Origin of the sequence: Candidatus Accumulibacter aalborgensis (assembly GCF_900089955.1) — a bacterium.
In the GTDB taxonomy this organism is placed as follows: domain Bacteria; phylum Pseudomonadota; class Gammaproteobacteria; order Burkholderiales; family Rhodocyclaceae; genus Accumulibacter; species Accumulibacter aalborgensis.
In genome coordinates this window covers 1-17,290 of record NZ_FLQX01000120.1, presented here as the reverse complement: position 1 = coordinate 17,290, position 17,290 = coordinate 1, and the positions used below count along the sequence as shown (strand labels likewise).

General features: G+C 62.9%; 17 protein-coding genes and 1 pseudogene. 7 read left to right on the top strand and 11 right to left on the bottom strand.

From position 1 onward, the window contains the following. The first annotated feature begins 94 nt into the window (after positions 1 to 94). Positions 95 to 778, top strand: a complete 684-nt coding sequence (locus ACCAA_RS22085) for a PEP-CTERM sorting domain-containing protein (protein WP_245754566.1) — start codon at positions 95 to 97, stop codon at positions 776 to 778. A gap of 104 nt (positions 779 to 882) precedes the next feature. On the opposite strand, the gene ACCAA_RS13030 is transcribed toward ACCAA_RS22085, so the two are convergent. The 7 genes from ACCAA_RS13030 to ACCAA_RS13000 are packed head-to-tail and all read right to left on the bottom strand — an operon-like array spanning position 883 to position 7,904. After that, on the bottom strand, positions 883 to 1,806 hold the full coding sequence (locus ACCAA_RS13030) for a polysaccharide deacetylase family protein (RefSeq protein WP_186407682.1): 924 nt from the start codon (positions 1,804 to 1,806) through the stop codon (positions 883 to 885). 13 nt (positions 1,807 to 1,819) lie between these two features. After that, on the bottom strand, positions 1,820 to 2,863 hold the full coding sequence (locus ACCAA_RS13025) for a bifunctional UDP-4-keto-pentose/UDP-xylose synthase (RefSeq protein ID WP_186407681.1): 1,044 nt from the start codon (positions 2,861 to 2,863) through the stop codon (positions 1,820 to 1,822). Continuing rightward, positions 2,860 to 3,801 carry a formyltransferase gene (locus ACCAA_RS13020; RefSeq protein WP_186407680.1) on the bottom strand — a complete coding sequence of 314 codons (942 nt, stop codon included), beginning with the start codon at positions 3,799 to 3,801 and terminating at the stop codon, positions 2,860 to 2,862. Before ACCAA_RS13020 ends, ACCAA_RS13025 begins: the two co-directional genes overlap by 4 nt. Beyond that, entirely contained in the window at positions 3,798 to 4,736 is a 939-nt protein-coding gene (locus ACCAA_RS13015; RefSeq protein ID WP_186407679.1) for a glycosyltransferase, read from the bottom strand. The genes ACCAA_RS13020 and ACCAA_RS13015 overlap by 4 nt, the downstream gene beginning before the upstream one ends. 3 nt (positions 4,737 to 4,739) lie before the next feature. Then, the gene (locus ACCAA_RS13010; protein WP_186407678.1) at positions 4,740 to 5,876 is read right to left on the bottom strand and encodes a DegT/DnrJ/EryC1/StrS family aminotransferase; all 1,137 of its coding nucleotides are present in this window, start codon (positions 5,874 to 5,876) and stop codon (positions 4,740 to 4,742) included. After that, positions 5,873 to 6,244 (bottom strand): SMR family transporter, encoded by a 372-nt coding sequence (locus tag ACCAA_RS13005; RefSeq protein WP_186407677.1) that lies wholly within the window; start codon positions 6,242 to 6,244, stop codon positions 5,873 to 5,875. The genes ACCAA_RS13010 and ACCAA_RS13005 overlap by 4 nt, the downstream gene beginning before the upstream one ends. Before the next feature lies 1 nt (position 6,245). After that, a complete protein-coding gene (locus ACCAA_RS13000) occupies positions 6,246 to 7,904 on the bottom strand; it encodes an ArnT family glycosyltransferase (protein ID WP_186407676.1) in 1,659 nt (552 codons plus the stop codon). A 303-nt stretch (positions 7,905 to 8,207) separates the two neighbouring features. Between ACCAA_RS13000 and ACCAA_RS12995 the strand changes: the two genes are divergently transcribed. Both ACCAA_RS12995 and ugpQ read left to right on the top strand, forming a co-directional pair. Next, positions 8,208 to 9,467 carry an extracellular solute-binding protein gene (locus tag ACCAA_RS12995; protein ID WP_186407675.1) on the top strand — a complete coding sequence of 420 codons (1,260 nt, stop codon included), beginning with the start codon at positions 8,208 to 8,210 and terminating at the stop codon, positions 9,465 to 9,467. Beyond that, positions 9,464 to 10,228, top strand: a complete 765-nt coding sequence (ugpQ, locus tag ACCAA_RS12990) for a glycerophosphodiester phosphodiesterase (protein ID WP_186407674.1) — start codon at positions 9,464 to 9,466, stop codon at positions 10,226 to 10,228. Before ACCAA_RS12995 ends, ugpQ begins: the two co-directional genes overlap by 4 nt. A 27-nt stretch (positions 10,229 to 10,255) precedes the next feature. On the opposite strand, the gene ACCAA_RS12985 is transcribed toward ugpQ, so the two are convergent. Genes ACCAA_RS12985 through yiaA form a run of 3 tightly spaced genes read right to left on the bottom strand, consistent with a single transcriptional unit; the run spans position 10,256 to position 13,965 of the window. Further along, complete coding sequence (locus ACCAA_RS12985) at positions 10,256 to 12,718, bottom strand: bifunctional acetate--CoA ligase family protein/GNAT family N-acetyltransferase (RefSeq protein WP_186407673.1); 2,463 nt, start codon at positions 12,716 to 12,718, stop codon at positions 10,256 to 10,258. 17 nt (positions 12,719 to 12,735) lie between these two features. After that, on the bottom strand, positions 12,736 to 13,503 hold the full coding sequence (locus ACCAA_RS12980; RefSeq protein ID WP_186407672.1) for a metallophosphoesterase: 768 nt from the start codon (positions 13,501 to 13,503) through the stop codon (positions 12,736 to 12,738). A 24-nt stretch (positions 13,504 to 13,527) separates the two neighbouring features. After that, complete coding sequence (gene yiaA / locus ACCAA_RS12975) at positions 13,528 to 13,965, bottom strand: inner membrane protein YiaA (protein ID WP_186407671.1); 438 nt, start codon at positions 13,963 to 13,965, stop codon at positions 13,528 to 13,530. Between the two features lie 232 nt (positions 13,966 to 14,197). On the opposite strand from yiaA, the gene ACCAA_RS12970 reads away from it, so the two are divergent. Further along, a complete protein-coding gene (locus ACCAA_RS12970; RefSeq protein ID WP_186407670.1) occupies positions 14,198 to 14,905 on the top strand; it encodes an SOS response-associated peptidase in 708 nt (235 codons plus the stop codon). On the opposite strand, the pseudogene ACCAA_RS22730 reads toward ACCAA_RS12970, so the two are convergent. Next, positions 14,902 to 15,256, bottom strand: a pseudogene (locus tag ACCAA_RS22730) (transposase); the annotation flags it as partial. The gene ACCAA_RS12970 and the pseudogene ACCAA_RS22730 overlap by 4 nt on opposite strands. Positions 15,257 to 15,497: 241 nt before the next feature. On the opposite strand from ACCAA_RS22730, the gene ACCAA_RS12960 reads away from it, so the two are divergent. The 3 genes from ACCAA_RS12960 to ACCAA_RS12950 all read left to right on the top strand — a co-directional run bounded on the left by ACCAA_RS12960 (position 15,498) and on the right by ACCAA_RS12950 (position 17,241). Next, positions 15,498 to 15,833: a PepSY domain-containing protein gene (locus ACCAA_RS12960; protein ID WP_186407713.1), complete on the top strand. Its 336-nt coding sequence runs from the start codon at positions 15,498 to 15,500 to the stop codon at positions 15,831 to 15,833. A 152-nt stretch (positions 15,834 to 15,985) separates the two neighbouring features. Continuing rightward, the gene (locus tag ACCAA_RS12955; RefSeq protein ID WP_186407669.1) at positions 15,986 to 16,783 is read left to right on the top strand and encodes a COG4705 family protein; all 798 of its coding nucleotides are present in this window, start codon (positions 15,986 to 15,988) and stop codon (positions 16,781 to 16,783) included. 14 nt (positions 16,784 to 16,797) lie between these two features. Further along, positions 16,798 to 17,241, top strand: a complete 444-nt coding sequence (locus tag ACCAA_RS12950) for a hypothetical protein (protein ID WP_186407668.1) — start codon at positions 16,798 to 16,800, stop codon at positions 17,239 to 17,241. Positions 17,242 to 17,290 lie beyond the last annotated feature (49 nt).

The following is a 17,290-nucleotide window of genomic DNA, read 5'->3' as shown; positions in this document are numbered from 1 at the left end:
GGCCGCGAATGACGATCACCTTGGTTGGCACTCAGATCTCCAGATCATCGGCGAACGGGCCTTTTCTGTACCCATCTCTCGAAAGGGGAATGCGATGTTGCACAAAGTGAAATCTTGTCGGTTGGTGGTTGCAGCCTGCCTGGCGTTGACCGTACCGCTGGCTGCGAATGCAGGGACGTACAGCGTATCCGTAGGCTATGCGGACGGGTTGCGCGGGGTAGGCTTCTTTCCGAGTCCCTGGAGCGGTGACGCAGGCATTACTTTCTTCGGAATCACAGGACCAGGTGACGACTCCGGTGCGATCATGATTCGGAATACCGGTAGCAGCGCAATGACGGTCTATTCCACGAGCGTCGTCATCAATGGGACGAGCCTCGGCAACATATGGGCGGGGATGTTCGGGGCCGGGGTGAGCATTGGTGTTGGCGACGCGCTGATCCTGACCAATACCTTCTACTACGACTTCGACACCAGCGACGTTGCCATCATTACGGACGCTGCCCATCCTTGCCTCGGACTTGGGACCGATCCCGCGATTTGCGCGACCGTCTTCCCGACCGTGACGATCGACGTGGACAGCGTGCCAACGACGTTCGGTGACACGGGCCATGTTCTGGATACCGAAGGCTTCGACTACGCATCGGTGGGCAATGAGTCGTTTGCCTGGCGCCCCATCGGCAGCGTCGGCGGACCGGCGGGCATTCCTGAGCCGGCGTCGCTGGCGTTGATGGGTCTGGGCTTGGCGGCGTTCGGCTTTTCGCGTCGCCGCAAGAGCTGATCGGGCCAAACGCACCCGCAGGAACCCGGCCTCCCTGGCCTCTGTTTCGTTGATGGGCAGGTTCGCGCTGTCGAACTGAACACCAGCAGCAGGGCAGCGCGCTTTCAATCGGCGACAGCGACCAGGAATTCCGGCCCCTGCACCAGCAGTTCGCCGGAGCGGCCGGGAACGGTGCCCCAGAGGACTTCGTGACGCGGCAGCGTGTTCGGGTTAAGGCGCGCGCGCAGCGCGCGCAAACTGACCAAGGTATAACCTTGCTGCCGCCATCCGAGGAGCAGCTTTTCCAGTACCGGTGCCAGCTTGATTCCCTCCAGCTCGGCGTGCAGGGTGAATACATGGCCGGTGACAGGCGCTTGCCGGGTCAGGGCGAGCAGGCTTTCGTGCACCGTGCCCTCGTCGACGCCATCGACACCGATGAGTTCGTCAAGGGTTGGCAGGGTAGTGGGCAGTTGCGGGCAGTTCACCACTTCGGCGTTCCACACCGGGATGAAGGGTCGGCTGCCGCGGCAGTCGGAGGAGTGGCTGAAACCCTGTTGCTGTGTCAGGCGCAAAGCGTGCGCGTTCATCTGCCAGCCAGCGGCACCATGGACCGTCGCGGCGGTCTTGAAGATCTCGGCGTAGCGTTCGCCGGCCAGGAGCACCTGGCGCTCGGTCCACGCCATTTCGGCGCCGCGCACGCCGTCCTGCCAGGCGATGTGGTCCCAGCAGTGAATGCCGGTTTCGAAGCCGGCATCGCGGACGCCGCGAAGGACGTCGGCGCAGCGGCGGCCGATGTCCGGGCCTGGTAACAAGGTGCCGTACAGCAGCGTTTTCAAGCCGTAGTGTGCAAGCACCGAGGTTCGCGACACTTTGCTCAGGAAACCGGGGCGGAAGACGCGCTTGATGGCGCGGCCGGTGTGGTCGGGGCCCAGCGAGAACAGGAATGTCGCGTCGGCGCCATGGCGGCGGAATAGATCCACCAGGCGCGGCACGCCGATCAGAGTGCCGCGGTAAGTGTCGACGTCGACCTTGAGGACCAGTTGGCGCATCAGTCGCGAGGCCTCAGTCCACCAGATTGCGCGCTGCGCTGACGTCGCCCCGGTAGGCCTCGAAAATCGCGCGCAGAGCGTCCTCGAACGGCACCTTCGGCTCCCAGTCGAGGTCGTTCATCGTGTTGTCGATCTTGGGCACCCGGTGCTGGGTGTCCTGGTAGCCGGTGCCGTAGTACTCGCCGGAGGTGGTCTCGACGATCGTCACCCGGGCGGCCGAGTCGGCGTATTCCGGGTACTCCCTGGCCAGATCGAGCATCAGGGTGGCCAGTTCGCGGATCGAGTAGTTGTTCTTCGGGTTGCCGATATTGTAGATCTTGCCGTTGGCGACGCCGTCCTTGTTCTCGATGATCTTCATCAGGGCGTCGATGCCGTCGGAGACATAGGTGAAGGAACGCTTCTGGGCACCGCCATCGACCAGCTTGATCGGTTCGCCGCGAACGATATGGCCAAGGAACTGGGTGATGACGCGGGAAGAGCCTTCCTTGGGCGTATGGATCGAGTCCAGGCCCGGGCCGACCCAGTTGAAGGGGCGGATCAGCGTGTATTGCAGACCTTCCTGCTGCCCGTAGGCGTGGATCACGCGGTCCATCATCTGCTTGGCGCAAGCGTAGATCCAGCGCGGCTTGTTGATCGGGCCGTAGATCAGCGGCGAGTTCTCGGCGTCGAATTCCGGGTCCTGGCTCATCCCGTACACCTCGGAAGTGGAGGGAAAGATGACCCGTTTCCGGTACTTGACGGCCTGACGGATGATCGGCAGGTTGGCCTCGAAGTCCAGCTCGAAGACCCGCAGGGGTTCCTTGACGTAAGTGGCCGGGGTGGCGATGGCCACCAGCGGCAGGATCACGTCGCACTTCCTGACGTGATACTCGATCCACTCCTTGCTGATGGTAATGTCGCCCTCGAAGAAATGAAAGCGCGGATGGTCCATCAGGTCGGCGACCCGCTCGCTGTTGATGTCCATTCCGTAGACGTCCCAGTCGGTATGGGCGAGGATGCGTTGCGAGAGGTGGTGGCCGATAAAGCCGTTGACGCCGAGAACAAGAATTTTTTTCATGAGGGAAAGACCAGAGGAAGAGGATTGTGGCCCAGTCGGGCGGGTAAGGCGGCGGCAGCAATCGCCTCGCCGTCGAGTTCAAGCGACAGAATCTTGACTACCCCGCCGTCCGCGCAACGGGCAAATAGCTCGGCCTGGTCGGTGTAGAGTTGCGGCTGTCCGGCTGGCCCGCTCCAGCCAGGCTGGGAAAGGCTGCGGGTGATGACGATGCGGTGCCGGCCGAGGTCGAAGAACGCCCCAGGGTAGGGCGGGGCGACGGCCCGAATCAGATTGTGCACCACGGTCGCTGGCTGGGTCCAGTCGATGCGACCGTCCTCAGGCTTGCGTCCGCCGAAATAGCTCCCCGCCGCGAGATCAGGCATCACGTGTGCTGCCCGGCCAGCCAACAGCGCCGGCAGCACCCCGTCCAGCGCCAGCTCGGCGGCCACGGTCACCTTGTTGAAGACTTCGCTGGCCGTGTCGTCGGGCAGGATCGGTACCGCCTGCTGGGCGACGATCTCGCCGGCATCCGGCTTCTCCACCATACGGTGCAGGGTGGCTCCGGTTTCCTTTTCGCCGTGGATCAGCGCCCAGTTGACCGGCACCCGGCCGCGGTATCTGGGTAGCAGCGAACCGTGCATATTGTAGGCACCGCGCGTCGGGATGGCCAGAAGTGCGGGCTTGAGCATCAGGCGATAATAGAACGAGAAGAAGAAGTCAGGACGCAGGGCCTGCAACTGGCCGATGAATTCGGCTGTACCTGGGTCCGCGGGCGTCGCGACGGCGATGTCGTAGGCGTGCGCCAGCGCGGCCACGCGCTCGAACCAGATATTCTCGTTGAGCTCGTCCTCGTGGCTCACCACCAGAGCGACATCGACGCCGTGGGCCAGCAGCACGCGCAGGCAGCGCGCACCGACGTTGTGGTAGGCGAAGACCACCGCTCGCGGCGCGGCGCTCATTCTTGCTGCTCCAGGACAGCTTCGATCAGGTAGCGCGGGCGGTGGCGCACCTGCAGGTAGACCCGGCCGACGTATTCACCGAGCAGACCGATGCCGAACAGGGCCAGGCCGATGAGGAAAAAGGCCAGCGCGAAGAGGGTGAACAGACCCTCGGCCTCGGGGCCGAGCAGGATGCGGCGGACGATCAGCAGTACGAACAGCGCCGCCGAGCCCATGGAGACGACGATGCCAAGCATGGAGAACCATTGCAGCGGGACGAGCGAGAAAGCGGTCATCAGGTCGAAGTTGAGGCGGATCAGGCTGTAGAGAGAGTATTTCGATTCGCCGAGGGCGCGCTCTTCGTGTTCCACCACCACCTCAGTCGGGTTGCGGGCGAAAGTATAGGCCAGCGCCGGGATGAAGGTGCTGACCTCCCGGCAGGAATTGATGGCGTTGACCACGCTGCGCGAGTAGGCCCGCAGCATGTTGCCCTGGTCGGTGATCCTGATGCGGGTGGTACGCTCGCGCAGGCGATTCATGGCCTTCGAGGCCCAGTTGCGGAACAGGTTGTCGCGCCGCTGGCGGCGGATGCTGCCGACGTAGTCGTAGCCTTCGCGCATCTTGCTGATCAGCTTGCCGATCTCCTCCGGAGGGTTCTGCAGGTCGGCGTCGAGGGTGACGATGATCTGGCCGCGCGCGTTCTCGAAGGCAGCCATGATCGCCATGTGCTGGCCGGCGTTGGCGGCGAGGAGGATGGCACGGGTGACGTCGGGACGCCTCTGGTACTGTTCGCGCAAAATGGCCGCCGAACGATCGCGGCTGCCGTCGTTCACGAAGATGATTTCGTAGGACGGGCCGAGTTGGTCGAGGGCCGGGTAGAGGCGGTCGAAGAGGACCTGCAGGCCATCTTCCTCATTGTAGACGGGAATCACGACGGTGATTTCAGGGGTGTTCATGGCTCAATGCTTGAGTACTTTGGTCAGCGCGGTGCAGACGCGATCCACATCAGCATCGCTCATGGCGGGAAAAAGCGGCAGGGTCACGGTTCTCGCACCTACGTCTTCGGCGTGCGGGAACTGACCGGCAGTGAAGCCCAGACGGCGGTAGAGGGTGAACAGATGCAGCGCCGGGTAATGGACGCCGATGCCGATACCCAATTCCTTCATGGCGGCGATAAAGGCAGCACGGTCGCTGCCGGCGGGCAACAGCGGCTGGAACATGTGCCAGTTGGAATGGTTAAAGTCCGCCGGTGGCAGTTCCAGCCCGAGATCCGGGTCGAGTCGCTCGAAGTAGCGCGCGGCCAGGGCACGGCGCCGCGCGTCGAACTCATGTCGGCGCTTGAGCTGGCCCAGGCCAATCGCGGCAGCGACGTCGGTGAGGTTGAACTTGCCGCCGAGGACGTCGACGTCCATGCCGCCATCGGGAGAGCGTTGCACTCCCTGCAGGCGCAGGCGTTCGCAGAGACCCGCGTCGATGTCGGCCGGCAGCACGAGCGCGCCGCCCTCGCTGGTGGTCAGGTTCTTGTTGGCGTGGAAGCTGAAGGCGACGAAGTCGCCGCTGCTGCCTATGGCCTGGCCGTTCCAGGAGGCGCCGAAGGACTGTGCCGCATCTTCGACCACCCGCAGCCGGCCCAGGGCGGCGATGGCGTACAGCCGGTCACGGTCGACCGGCAGGCCGGCGAGGTCTACCGGGATCAGCGCTTTCGTCCGTGAGGTCATGGCGGCTTCGATGCGCTTCAGGTCGATGTTGCGCGTCGTCGGGTCGATGTCCACCAGAACGGGGCTGGCGCCCACTTCAAGGATCACATTGGCAGTGGCTACCCAGGTCAGGGGCGTGGTGATCACCTCGTCGCCGGGACCGACGCCGGCCAGCCGAAGGGCGACTTCCAGGGCGGCAGTTCCGGAGTTGAAGGCGCGCACGGTGCGCCCGCCGCAGATTTCGGCGAGGGCGGCTTCGAAGGCCTGCACCTTGGGGCCACTGGTGATCCAGCCCGAGCGCAGCACCTCGGCCACCGAGGCGATGGTTTCCTCGTCGATCGAGGGCCGGGTGAAGGGGAGGAAAGGAACGCTCAACAGGGTGTTCAAAGACCGACTCATGAGTTGGCTACCAGGACCAGACCGACAATGATGACGCCGATACCGACCATCTTCTGCACCATCAGTGGCTCACCGAACCAGTAGTAGGCGACGAAGGCATTGACCACATAACCGATCGACAGCATCGGGTAGGCGATGCTCACCGGCACGCGCGACAGCGCCATGATCCAGATCAGCACGCTCACCGCGTAGCAGGCCATACCGCCGATGATGAAGGGCTGGCCGGCGATCTTCATGCCGATCGGAATGACGTTGCCGAGCTGGAAGTCGAAGTGGCCGATGGCATTGGTACCAGCCTTGAGCAGCAACTGGGCTGCGGCGTTGAGCAGCACGCCGGTCAGGATCAGGGTGAACGCGATAGGACTCATGTCAGTTTTTTTCCACAATGACGTAGCGCCGGTCGCGAGCGATCTCGGTCATCGGCAGACCGTCGGCGACCAGGGTCTCGAATGCGTCGATCTTCATCACGGCGTAAGCCTGCCGATCGTCGTGCCAACGCTGTTTGAACTCCTCGACGGCAGGAATCCATTTTTCAGGCTCCTGTTCGAGACCGAAGCGCATCTCGTTCTGGTTCTCGACCTGGGTCAGCGTGCGCTTGAGGTAGAAGGGCAGCGTCTGCTCGTAAGAGAGCACGCTGTAGAAGGGCAGTCCGCGCTTCATCCGGGGCAGTGCCTGGGCAGCCAGGCTCCTGGCTGAATTGTAGGACGCCAGTTGGTCGTGGCCCTGGAGGCCAATGATCGTGCTCAGCAACCCGGCGACGGCCAGCACGGTGACCGCAGTGGCAGGGCGGTACGACCACACCAGCACCGCCGCGGCCAGGACGCCGGCCAGGAAGACGCCGGCAGCGCCGGCCAGCCAGGTGGCGAGGCCCTGCAGCATGGCCAGCGAATAGCCTTCGCCGGCCAGCTCCTGCACGCGGTCGACCGAAGCCAGGGCAGCGCAAGACAGCACGGCCAGCAGCCCCAGGTGGAGCAGCCAGGTGCGTCGCGACAGCTCGGCGATATGGCGTCCGCCGAGCAACGCCAGGGCCGGGAAGATGGGTAGCAGATAGGGCGCCATTTTCGAACCGGAGACGCTGAAAAAGGCGAAAGTGCCCAGTATCCAGAGCAGCAGGAAGCGCTGTGGGCTGAAGGTACCCGCACCAGGCTGGCCGCGCTGACCCCAGGCCCGGGCCAGGGCGTGCAGCAGGAGCAGGCTCCAGGGCAGGGCACCGAGCGCGTAGACAGCGACGAAATACCAACTCGGCTCGTCGCGGCGATGAGCCGTGGTGAGGAAGCGCTCGACGTGCTCGTGAACGAAAAAGAAATGCGGGAATTCGGGATTGGCCAGGGAAACCGCGGCGAACCAGGGTACGGCAATGGTCAGGAAGAGCGCCAGCCCAGCCAGCGGCGAGAGCCGCTTCCACGGCGACAGGTCCCGGTTGAGCGCGGTGTAGCCGACCAGGGCTGCGCCGATCAGGACCAGGGCCACGATGCCCTTGGACAATACCGCCAGTGCCAGTCCTGCCCAGGCGACCAGCATCCAGCGCCGGCCGGTGCGACTGTCCTCCTGCTGGGCAAAGAGGAACCCGGTCCACGCTACCTGCAGAAAAAAGGACAGACCCATATCCAGGGTAAGGAGGTGGCCCATGACCGCGAAAAGCAGTGAACTGGCCAGAATGGCGGCCGCCAGGTGGCCTGCCGGCGGTCCCCACAAGCGCTGCCCGGTCCATCCAGCCAGCACGATGCTGAGGAAGCCGGTCAGAGCCGGCCAGAGCCGGGCCGTCCACTCGCTCTCGCCGAAAATCTTGAAGCCGATGGCCGTTGCCCAGTACTGCAGGGCGGGCTTTTCAAAATACTTGAGGTCATTGAGGCGCGGCGTCAGCCAGTCGCCGGTGGCGATCATTTCGCGCGGGATCTCTGCATAACGTCCCTCGTCGGGACGTAACAAGGCACGTTGGCCAAGGGTGCCGAACCAGACTGCCGCAAGGGCGATCCAGAGGAGCCACATCAGACGGCCGCTCACCTGGCCGCTTGCTTGCCCGCTCACTGGCTTATCGATGGACGCAACAGCGGTCGCCAAAAGGCGACTGGCCTTGGCCACCGGCGGCGATGGGGAACAGGCCGCTGCTGTCGTCGGGGTGAAGTCTCATTTGGGAAGAACGGCTGCCAGGAAAGGGGAGGGAAGACGCGCATTGCGCCACGCATTCGGGCGGTATTATACACTTTCGTCGGCGCCACCCCGGAGGCCGGAAAGCGTCTCAGCAGCGAGCAGACCTGGCGGCGGTCGGGATTCGCGCCTGCTGAGTCTATAATGGCGCTCTTTTTTTGTTCCCCACTTCAGAGGATCGGTATGCGCTTACTCAAAATTCTTCCGGCCGCGATGGCGCTTGCTCTTGCCGCCCCCATTTCTGTCACCGCGATCGCCGCGCCAACGGAAATCGACCTGTCGCACCAACTCGACGAGGAGCGCGCCGAGCGGCTCGATAAGCTGGTCGAGCGTTTCAATGGGGCTCAGAAGGACTATCAAGTCAAACTTGTGCGCCGCGTTCAGGGCGATGGACCGAAAACACTCAACTTGGTGACGCGCGACGAGCAGGCCAAGTTCATGGTCTCGCGGACGCAGTTCAAACCGCTCTACGAGGTGATGAAGGATGCCAAAGAGCCCTTCGATGGCGGCAAACTGGCGCCTGAACTGCGCGTCGGTCTGGGTGACGCCAAGGGCAACCTCTTTGCCCTGCCAGTGGCCTTGTCCACCCCGGTTCTCTACATCAACAAGGAAGCCTTCCGCAAGGCTGGTCTCGACCCTGAGAAGCCGCCAAAGACCTGGGCTGAAGCGCAGAAAGCGGCGGACAAGCTGTTCGATGCCGGCAGCACCTGCCCCTACACGACCTCGTGGCCAGCCTGGGTGCATATCGACAACCTCAGTGCGTGGAACGGCGCCGAGGTAACCGACGCGAAGGGCAAGCTGAACTTCAACAGTCTGGTCCAGGTCAAGCACACCGCGATGATGACGACCTGGGCAAAGGCCCGCTTCTTCACCTATTTTGGTCGCCGCGATGAGGCAGACAGGCGTTTTGCCGCTGGCGACTGCGGCATGCTGACCAGTTCGTCGGCGCTCTTCGGGACGCTGCATGAAAGCCGCAAGGTCGAGACCGGCGTGTCGGCGCTGCCGTATCACGACGACGTGCAGGGCGCACCGCAGCAGACACTGGCTGCCGGAGCTTCGCTGTGGGTCGGGGCGGGCAGGAAACCCGCCGAGTACAAGGGTGTGGCGAGCTTTGTCAGCTTCCTGCTGAAACCCGAACTGCAGGTCGAGGTCAGCGCCGCGGAAGGCTTCCTGCCGATGACCGCTGCCGCCCGTGCTGCGGCCGGCAGCAAGCTGCTGAAAAGCGACGTCGCCGCCCTGACGGTGGCTTCCGGCCAGTTGCAGGGACCGGCTGCCCTGCGCGTGTTGCGGGTTTCGGAGATCGAGCCGGTGCGGATCATCGTCGAAGAGGAACTGGAAGCTGCCTGGTCAGGCAAGACGCCGGCCAAACTGGCGCTCGACAACGCCGTTCAGCGCGGCAACGCAGTCATGCCGGCGGCGCTCAAGGCGTATCTGGTGAAGTGATTTCTCCGCGGCTCGGCTGGCCCTTGCCGCGCGTCTTCGCGCACCGTTGCGGCGGTGCGCTGGCACCGGAGAACACGCTGGCCGGCCTGCGCATTGCGGCGCGGCTCGGTTTGCGGGCCGTCGAGTTCGACGTCATGCTGTCGGCCGACGGAACGCCATGGCTGATTCACGACGAGACTCTCGAGCGCACGACCAACGGCTTTGGCCGGGTGTGCGAGTCCGCCGACACGCGGCTGCGCGTTGTCGACGCAGGCGTGTGCCGGCACCCGGCGTTTGCCGGCGAACTCCTGCCCACGCTCGCGTCGGCCGCGAGCCTCTGTCGGCAACTCGGCCTGCGGGTTAACGTCGAAATGAAGCCGGCCGCGGGCTTCGAGGCGCTTACCGGCGAAGTGGTCGCCCGGCAAGTCCGCAGGCTATGGGCGACTGGGGAACTGCCGCTGGTTTCCTCGTTCTCCGAAACGGCGCTGGCAGCAGCACGGGCGGCGGTACCCGAATTGCCACTCGGCTGCCTCCATCAGCGTCCGCCGGTCGATTGGCTGGTACGCGTCAGGGAACTTGCGGCATGGAGCCTGCACTGTGCTCCCACCAGCGTTGACGACGACCTGCTGCGTACGGCGAGCGCAGCCGGCATCCCGCTGCTCTGCTACACGGTCAACGATCCACTCACCGCGGCAGCACTCTTCCAGCGCGGCGTGGCAGCCGTTTTCAGCGATCGCATCGACTGCCTGGGCGAGAACCAGCCGCGCATGATCGAAACGTGAAGGAGGCCATGGAATCGATACCGGCTGCTAGAGCCGACGACTGACGTCCAGCAGTTGCGCCTCATCGGTCATGCCGACGCTGAAACCCAGGGACTCCATCAACGCCTGCATGTTGTCGTTGTCGCTGAGCACCTGGCCGACGATGCGCGTCAGGCCACGCCGGCGTGCAGCTTCCATCAACTGTTGCAGGATTCGCGTGCCGATGCCCTGGCCGGCGAACGAGTCGGCGACGGCGACGCCGAATTCGCAGGTGCTGTCGTCAGGCAAGACGCTGTAGTCGGCTTCGGCGACGATTTCTTCTTGCTCGTCGGCGGTCGTCAGAACCGCGATCAGCAGCATTTCGCGGTCATAGTCGATTTGCGTGCGTATGGATAATTCTCGCGGCGTCAGTTCCTGTGCCGCGCTGAAGAAGCGGCAGTAGCGCGAGCGGTTTGACAGGCGACGGATGAACATTTGAAACGCGGTCGCGTCCTCATGGAGAATCGGTCGGATGCGGTACGACGTTCCGGCGCGAGTGATGAAAGAGGATTCGAGCGCCAGCGGGTACGGACAGATCGCCATGTGGCCGTAGCGCCAGGTGGCAACTCCGGCAGGGCGTAGCGTGATACGCACGCTCTCGGCGTACAACTGCCCGCCGTCACCGCACAGCGGGTTGATCTCCAGATTGTCGATGCACGGCATCTCGCAAGCCAGCTCTGATACGCGCTGCAGCACCTGGCTCAGCAGCGGCGGCGAGATCGCCGGACTTGCCATACGCGCTTCGAACAGCCGCGTCACCGCGGGCTGCCGGAACAGGTCGATGATCAAGCGGTGGTTCAGCGGCGGCAGGACTACCGCACCGGCGTGGGCGATGTCGGCTGCGCTGCCGCCTTCACCGACAATGATGACCGGGCCGAAGCCGGGATCGTTCTTTAGTGCGACGCGTATTTCGCGCAGCTTGCCGCCGAGCTTCCGGCTTGCACTGGCGAGCGGAATGTGGAACGCGGCAAGCAAGCGTTCGCCCTCGGCTGTATCGAGTTCGACCCGTCCATGCCGGAGCGCCTGATCGACGATTGCGCGCGCCGTAGTGACATCGGCCGCACGGTGCGACATCTGTGCAGGCGGTGTCTCGAGCAGCAATTCCTGGTGACGGACAAAGTCCACCATGAAGGCAAACGCCGCCACCGCGCTCTCCGGTGTGCGGAACGTTGGCACACCGGCTGCGGCCAGTACTTGCCGCGCTTCGCGCACCGAGCCTTCGCCGATCACGCAGGCGAGCAGTGGTTTGGGCTCGGTCAGTGCCAGTTGCACAATGGCCTGCGCAACCGCCGGCGGATCGAAAAAAGCGCTGGGTGAAATGATGACCAGGGTGCCGTCGATCCCGTCGTCCGCACTGCACAGCTCGATCGCCAGGCGGAAACGCTCCGGATCAGCGTCGAAAAGGATATCGACCGGATTGTCCATCGACCACGAGGCCGGCAACCGCACCGCCAATGCGGCACAAGTATCGGCTCCCAGCCTGGCCAGGTGGATCCCCCGTTCGGCGGCCTCGTCCGCGGCAGCGACTGCCGGACCGCCACCGTTGGTGACCACTGCCAGCCGATTGCCGCGCGGCCGTTGCCGCGAAGTCAGCGCGCGTGCCGCCGAAAACAGGTCGCCGATCGAGCGCACGCGCAGTGCGCCAGCGCGCCGCAGTGCCGCGTCGAAGACCTCGTCGTCGCCGACCACCACGCCGATGTGCGCTCCGGCGACGCGTGCCGACAACGGGTGGCGGCCACTCTTGACGACCACCACCGGCTTCATGCGCGCCGCGGCGCGCAGCGCGCTCATGAATCGACGCCGGTCGCGCGGGCCTTCGAGGTATAACAGAATGCTCTGTGTTTCGACGTCGCGGGCCAGGAAGTCGAGGAACTCGGGCAGATCGAGATCGCAGCCATTGCCGGGAGCGAACAGGGCCGACAAGGCAAAGTCGTCGGCGAACACCCAGTCGAGGATTCCCGTACACACGGCGCCAGACTGCGAAACGAAAGCCAGATTGCCGGCTGCGAAAGCACGCTGGAAAGGAACTGCGTTGACGCCTAGATGGGGCCGCAAGAAGCCTACGGCGCGTGGTCCGAGCAGCCGGATGTGGTGGCGGTCGGCAATCTCCTTCAATTCAGCTTCGCGCTGCTGACCGCGTTCGCCGGTTTCCGAAAATCCCGCCGAGTAGATCACCGCTGCCTTGACGCGAGCGGCGCCGCACTGTTCCAGGATTTCGCCGACGCTCTCCGCCGGCGTCGCGATCAGCGCCAGATCGACCTGACAGCCAACGGCGGCCAGATTGGTGTGGCACGTCTGCTTACCGACTTGCCGGTACTTGGGGTTAACCAGGTGCACAGCGCCGCTGTAGCTGCCGCCAATCAGGTTGTCAGTCAGTACCCCGCCCATGCTGCGACGGTCGGGGCTGGCTCCGAAGATGACGATAGACTTCGGTGTCGCCAGTGCTGCGAGCGGTGATCTGCTACTGGCCAATTGACGCCTCCTGAAAGTCAGCTATCAACTTCGAGGACCAGATTCGGATCGAAGCGGGGATTTTCGCTGACTCCGTTTCTGGCGTAGCCGCGCGGATTGCAGACCACGCGCGTGCCGTTCACGACATAGTCGAAGCTGTCGTGAGTATGGCCATGTATCCACAGGGCAACACGTCTTCCGTCGATCAGTCGTTCGCCATTGGAGACGAAGCAAGCGTTCAAGGGTGAGTCGGCAAATCTCGGATGAATGCTTCCAGGCGACGGCGCATGGTGCGTGATGACCACGGTTTGGCCTGGAAAAGGCTCGGCCAACTTGCTTTCAAGCCAGCTCGCGTGGCGGCTGAAAAGCACTGCGGAATCGGTGGGCGTGAACATCGCTGTCGACACGTCGTCCATTCGGATCCTGACGAAATCACGCATGAAGCCCAATGCTTCGTGGATCGCCAGATCTCGTTTCTCGCCTTCGCCAAATAGCAGGAAGTCGGTCCACAGCGTCGTGCCGAGAAAACGTACGCCACCGATCACTACAGCGTCGTTGTCGAGCACGCGAATATTGCTCGGGGCGCCCAACTGCTTCAACTCATGGACCGTCGAGGCCATGCTGCCGCCGTAGAACTCGTGATTGCCAGGCACGTAGAGAACGGGCTGGGTAAACGAGCTTGCCCAAGCCATGGCTTCCTTGGGTCGGGCGATATCCCCGGCAAGAATCACGACATCTGCATTCGTTTTCGGCGCATCGAATGAAGCGACGCTCAAGTGCAGGTCGGAAAGCACATGCAGCTTCATGTGTTTCGTCTTCCAGCGTTGCGGTCAGGCGCCATTTTGCCCGGCCTCCTGCGGCTGAGGCTCGTCCTTGAAAAGCGCCAGGTCACGAATGTTCTTCTGTACGGCGACCGCGCCGAAGAGGCTCAGCAGGAACGACATGGCGTAGAAACCCTTCTCGCTCGGACTCAGCGTTGCATTCCACAGACCGACGGTGAGCAGGACTACGGCAATTCCCAAGGACAGCCAACAGAGGCCGTAGTAGATGCCCGTGACAGGTATTCCCTCCAGGCGGTCGCGAACCGACTTCTGTAGCGAAACGGCCGAAAACAGGCCGTACATCAGTATCGTGAAGTAGTATCCTTTCTCGTTAAGTTCCATCGATCCGTTCCACAGCCCAACCAGGTAGACCAGCGCCCCGACCAACATGGCCGCCCAGGAGGCGCCAACGAAAGCGCCCGTCGGGCGCTGCATTTGCGGTGCCATAGCTACCTTTCTGTCTTCTTGTTGAAGCTGCCGATTCTGCCTGCCTGGAACCTGCGTGACTCTGGTCTCGTCTCTGTCCGCTCCAGGCTCCTGTGCATCCGGTCGGATGCCGTCACGGTCTTCATTGGACAACTATTGCTGCCATCTTTCAAGTCCCGGTCCGAAAAGCCACGCGAAATCATCCGTGCCCGGTGGCGTCGTCGGCAAGCAACCGTCGCGAAGCAAGCTTGAGATGTGCGGTCGATATGCTCTCTACGGCCCGGCGTCCCGCATTCGCGAGCAGTTCGATCTCGATGGAGAGTTCGACTTCACGCCGCGCCATAACATTGCGCCGACGACGCCTGCATTGATCGTTTGCCCAGGATCAGACGGCAGCAGAGTGGGCCTCCTTTGTCGCTGGGGACTGATTCCGCGGTGGGCCAGGGACGTCAACACCGGAACGACGTTGATCAACGCTCGTGGCGAAACCGTCGCCGAAAAGCCCGCTTTCCGCACGGCCTTTCGTCGCGGCAGATGCCTGGTACCTGCCAACGGTTTTTACGAGTGGAAAGCCGTCCAGGAAGGCGGTCGCCTCATAAAGCAGCCGTACTACGTTCGTGCACCGGATGAGCGTAATCTGTTCGCGTTTGCCGGCCTCAGCGAACGATGGGTATCGGCCGCGGGCGACGAAATCCACTCGTGCTGCATCATCACCACCGCCGCCAACGCCTTGATGGCGCCCATCCACGACCGGATGCCCGTGATCGTGGGCGCCAACGACTATGCTGCCTGGCTGGACCCGAGCAATACCGACGCGGATGGCTTGCGCGCCTTGCTTCGCCCCGCAGAATCCGGCGACATGATCGCCTACCCGGTAAGCCGCGCGGTCAATTCTTCGCGCAGCGATTCACCCACTTTCGTGCAACCCGCATGGACCCGTACTTGCGGCCCGGGGTCGTAGGCGGTTTTGTGGGACGCGCCCAGGTTCACGGCCCATCTGCAGCGCGGACATACCCTTCACGGCGTTGGCAAACAGGATCACCGCCGCCAGGTGCAGGTGCAGGGGTAGCCTGTGGAAGGCGAAAATCGTTCCGGACGTGACCTAGAAATCTTCCTGGCAGCCTGCACAGCGCCAAACCTCGCGCGTCGGCCGGGAGTGCTGCCGGTGCACCGTGCCGCAGTGCGGGCAGACCACTTCGTCCCCATCGCCCCAGCGCACGCGCCGGAACGGGGTAAAAGCGTCATCGTCGCTCATGCCCAGGACCTCCACCAGGGACAGCGTACGTGCTTCGGCTTTCAGCCGGAAATACAGACTTGTCGCGCGGGCTCACGGGTGTATGTCATGCGTACCAGCGTATCCGTGGATGGGCTCATAGAATGCGCCTGACGAAAACAAATCGTCGGCGCCGGGACGGCCGCCAGGGAATTGGGGCGGCTGCTCCATAATGCCGCAATAAAACACGCTATTCTGGAGCGGCTAAGTGCCAGCTAAGTCACCTTCCGTAGTCTCTCCATTGCGCAAATACCTGCGTTTTCTTTTTTGGGAAATCACTATGAATCGCTACAGCAAACTCTACGTCCTGGCTGCCGTCATCGCCACCGCGGGCACCGTTGCCTACGCCGCCCAAGGCGGCATGGAAAACGATGCCATGGCCATCACCAAGGCCAAAATTCCGCTTGCTCAGGCCGTCACAACGGCCGAACAGCATGCCAACGGCAAGGCGTCACGCGCCGAGTACGAAAACTCGAAACACGGCTGGATCTACGACGTGGAAGTCGTCAGTGGGGCCAAGGTCTTCGATATCAAGGTCGATGCTGACCAGGGCACGGTCATTTCGTCCGCCGAAGACAAAGCGGATCGCGATGACGACCACGACAAACAAGACTGACTACACGCCACAAGGCCGGGTCGCCCCAGTTGGGTGATTCGGCCCCGGAGACCTCATGGAAGAGCACAATCACACTATTTTTCTCCTACTCAATGCACCGGAGCACGTCGGACTTGGGTCAAGAACAACCCGCCTTGGCCGGAGATAACTCAATGAATACGCAGACAACCCCTTGCGCATCAAGCTGGCTTAACAAAGTTCCCGAAGTGACGCTCTCGTTCTGGGTCATCAAGATCATGTCCACGACGGTTGGAGAAACCGGAGCCGACTTTCTGGCTGTCAATGCAGGCTTCGGCCAAGGCATGACTCGTACCGTGATGGGCGCGCTGTTGGCTGCTGCCTTGTTCATGCAGTTGCGCACGCGACGCTATATCCCATGGATTTACTGGCTGACGGTCGTACTGGTCAGCGTGGTCGGCACCCAGATCACTGACCTGCTCACCGATGGACTGGGCGTGAGCCTCTATGTCAGTACGTCAGCATTTGCCGTGGCGCTCGCCGGAATTTTTGCGGTTTGGTTTTGGGTGGAACGTAGCTTGTCCATCCATGAGATTGTCTCGCGCCGCAGAGAGTGGTTCTACTGGTCGGCCATCCTTTGCACGTTTGCGTTGGGTACGGCATCAGGTGACTTGGCGACGGAAGCACTTGGAATTGGCTTCACATGGGGAGCGGTGGCATTTGGCACACTGATCGCTATCAGCTATGCGGCATGGCGCATGGGCGGCAACGCCGTGCTGACCTTCTGGATTGGCTACATCCTGACGCGCCCCTTCGGCGCCGCGCTCGGCGACATGCTGACACAAGCCAAGACCTATGGAGGCCTTGGAATGGGTGCCATGTGGACCAGTGCTCTATTCCTGACGGTGATCGTGATGCTGGTCGCCGTTGCGCAGTTCAGCGTTGGCAACCGTAGGAATATACAAGCCTCCGAAATAAGTCCTATCCAATAACTCAAGGAAAAATCATGCGCCATCTTCATTCGCTGCTCCGCCCAGTTGCCGCTGTGTCGGTCATCGCTCTGCTGGCCTTGGCCACCGGATGTTCCAAGCCTACCGATGCGAGTACGGCTGGAACAGCCCCTGCAACCACGGGTCAACGAAGTTCTGCGACGCAGGCCAATGCGCCATCCAAGCTGGGCGATCTATCTGCGTTGCGGACCATTGCCGCAGACGTTGCCGCGATCGTGGATAAGGGCGACTTACCAGCAGCCAAAGCACGGATCAAGGACTTGGAGCTTACATGGGATTCGGCGGAGGCAGGCTTGAAGCCCCGTGCGGCGGATGATTGGCACGCGCTCGACAAGTCCATTGACCATGCGCTCAGCGCGTTACGTGCAGACGCACCCAATCAAACTGACTGCAAGAAGGCCATGGCTGACGTGTTGACCACATTCGACGTAATCGTTTAGCCCCCCGCTCGCCGGCACCGCCCCTCAATCAGGCGGCAGCCGGTAGCGG

Coding starts and splice junctions, on each gene's coding strand:
- ACCAA_RS22085 (WP_245754566.1), top strand. CDS start 95: ATGTTGCACAAAGTGAAATCTTGTCGGTTGGTGGTTGCAGCCTGCCTG.
- ACCAA_RS12995 (WP_186407675.1), top strand. CDS start 8,208: ATGCGCTTACTCAAAATTCTTCCGGCCGCGATGGCGCTTGCTCTTGCC.
- ACCAA_RS12960 (WP_186407713.1), top strand. CDS start 15,498: ATGAATCGCTACAGCAAACTCTACGTCCTGGCTGCCGTCATCGCCACC.
- ACCAA_RS12970 (WP_186407670.1), top strand. CDS start 14,198: ATGTGCGGTCGATATGCTCTCTACGGCCCGGCGTCCCGCATTCGCGAG.
- ACCAA_RS13010 (WP_186407678.1), bottom strand. CDS start 5,876: ATGAGTCGGTCTTTGAACACCCTGTTGAGCGTTCCTTTCCTCCCCTTC.
- ACCAA_RS12955 (WP_186407669.1), top strand. CDS start 15,986: ATGAATACGCAGACAACCCCTTGCGCATCAAGCTGGCTTAACAAAGTT.
- ACCAA_RS12950 (WP_186407668.1), top strand. CDS start 16,798: ATGCGCCATCTTCATTCGCTGCTCCGCCCAGTTGCCGCTGTGTCGGTC.
- yiaA (WP_186407671.1), bottom strand. CDS start 13,965: ATGGCACCGCAAATGCAGCGCCCGACGGGCGCTTTCGTTGGCGCCTCC.
- ACCAA_RS13025 (WP_186407681.1), bottom strand. CDS start 2,863: ATGAAAAAAATTCTTGTTCTCGGCGTCAACGGCTTTATCGGCCACCAC.
- ACCAA_RS13015 (WP_186407679.1), bottom strand. CDS start 4,736: ATGAACACCCCTGAAATCACCGTCGTGATTCCCGTCTACAATGAGGAA.
- ACCAA_RS13030 (WP_186407682.1), bottom strand. CDS start 1,806: ATGCGCCAACTGGTCCTCAAGGTCGACGTCGACACTTACCGCGGCACT.
- ACCAA_RS13020 (WP_186407680.1), bottom strand. CDS start 3,801: ATGAGCGCCGCGCCGCGAGCGGTGGTCTTCGCCTACCACAACGTCGGT.
- ACCAA_RS13005 (WP_186407677.1), bottom strand. CDS start 6,244: ATGAGTCCTATCGCGTTCACCCTGATCCTGACCGGCGTGCTGCTCAAC.
- ACCAA_RS12980 (WP_186407672.1), bottom strand. CDS start 13,503: ATGAAGCTGCATGTGCTTTCCGACCTGCACTTGAGCGTCGCTTCATTC.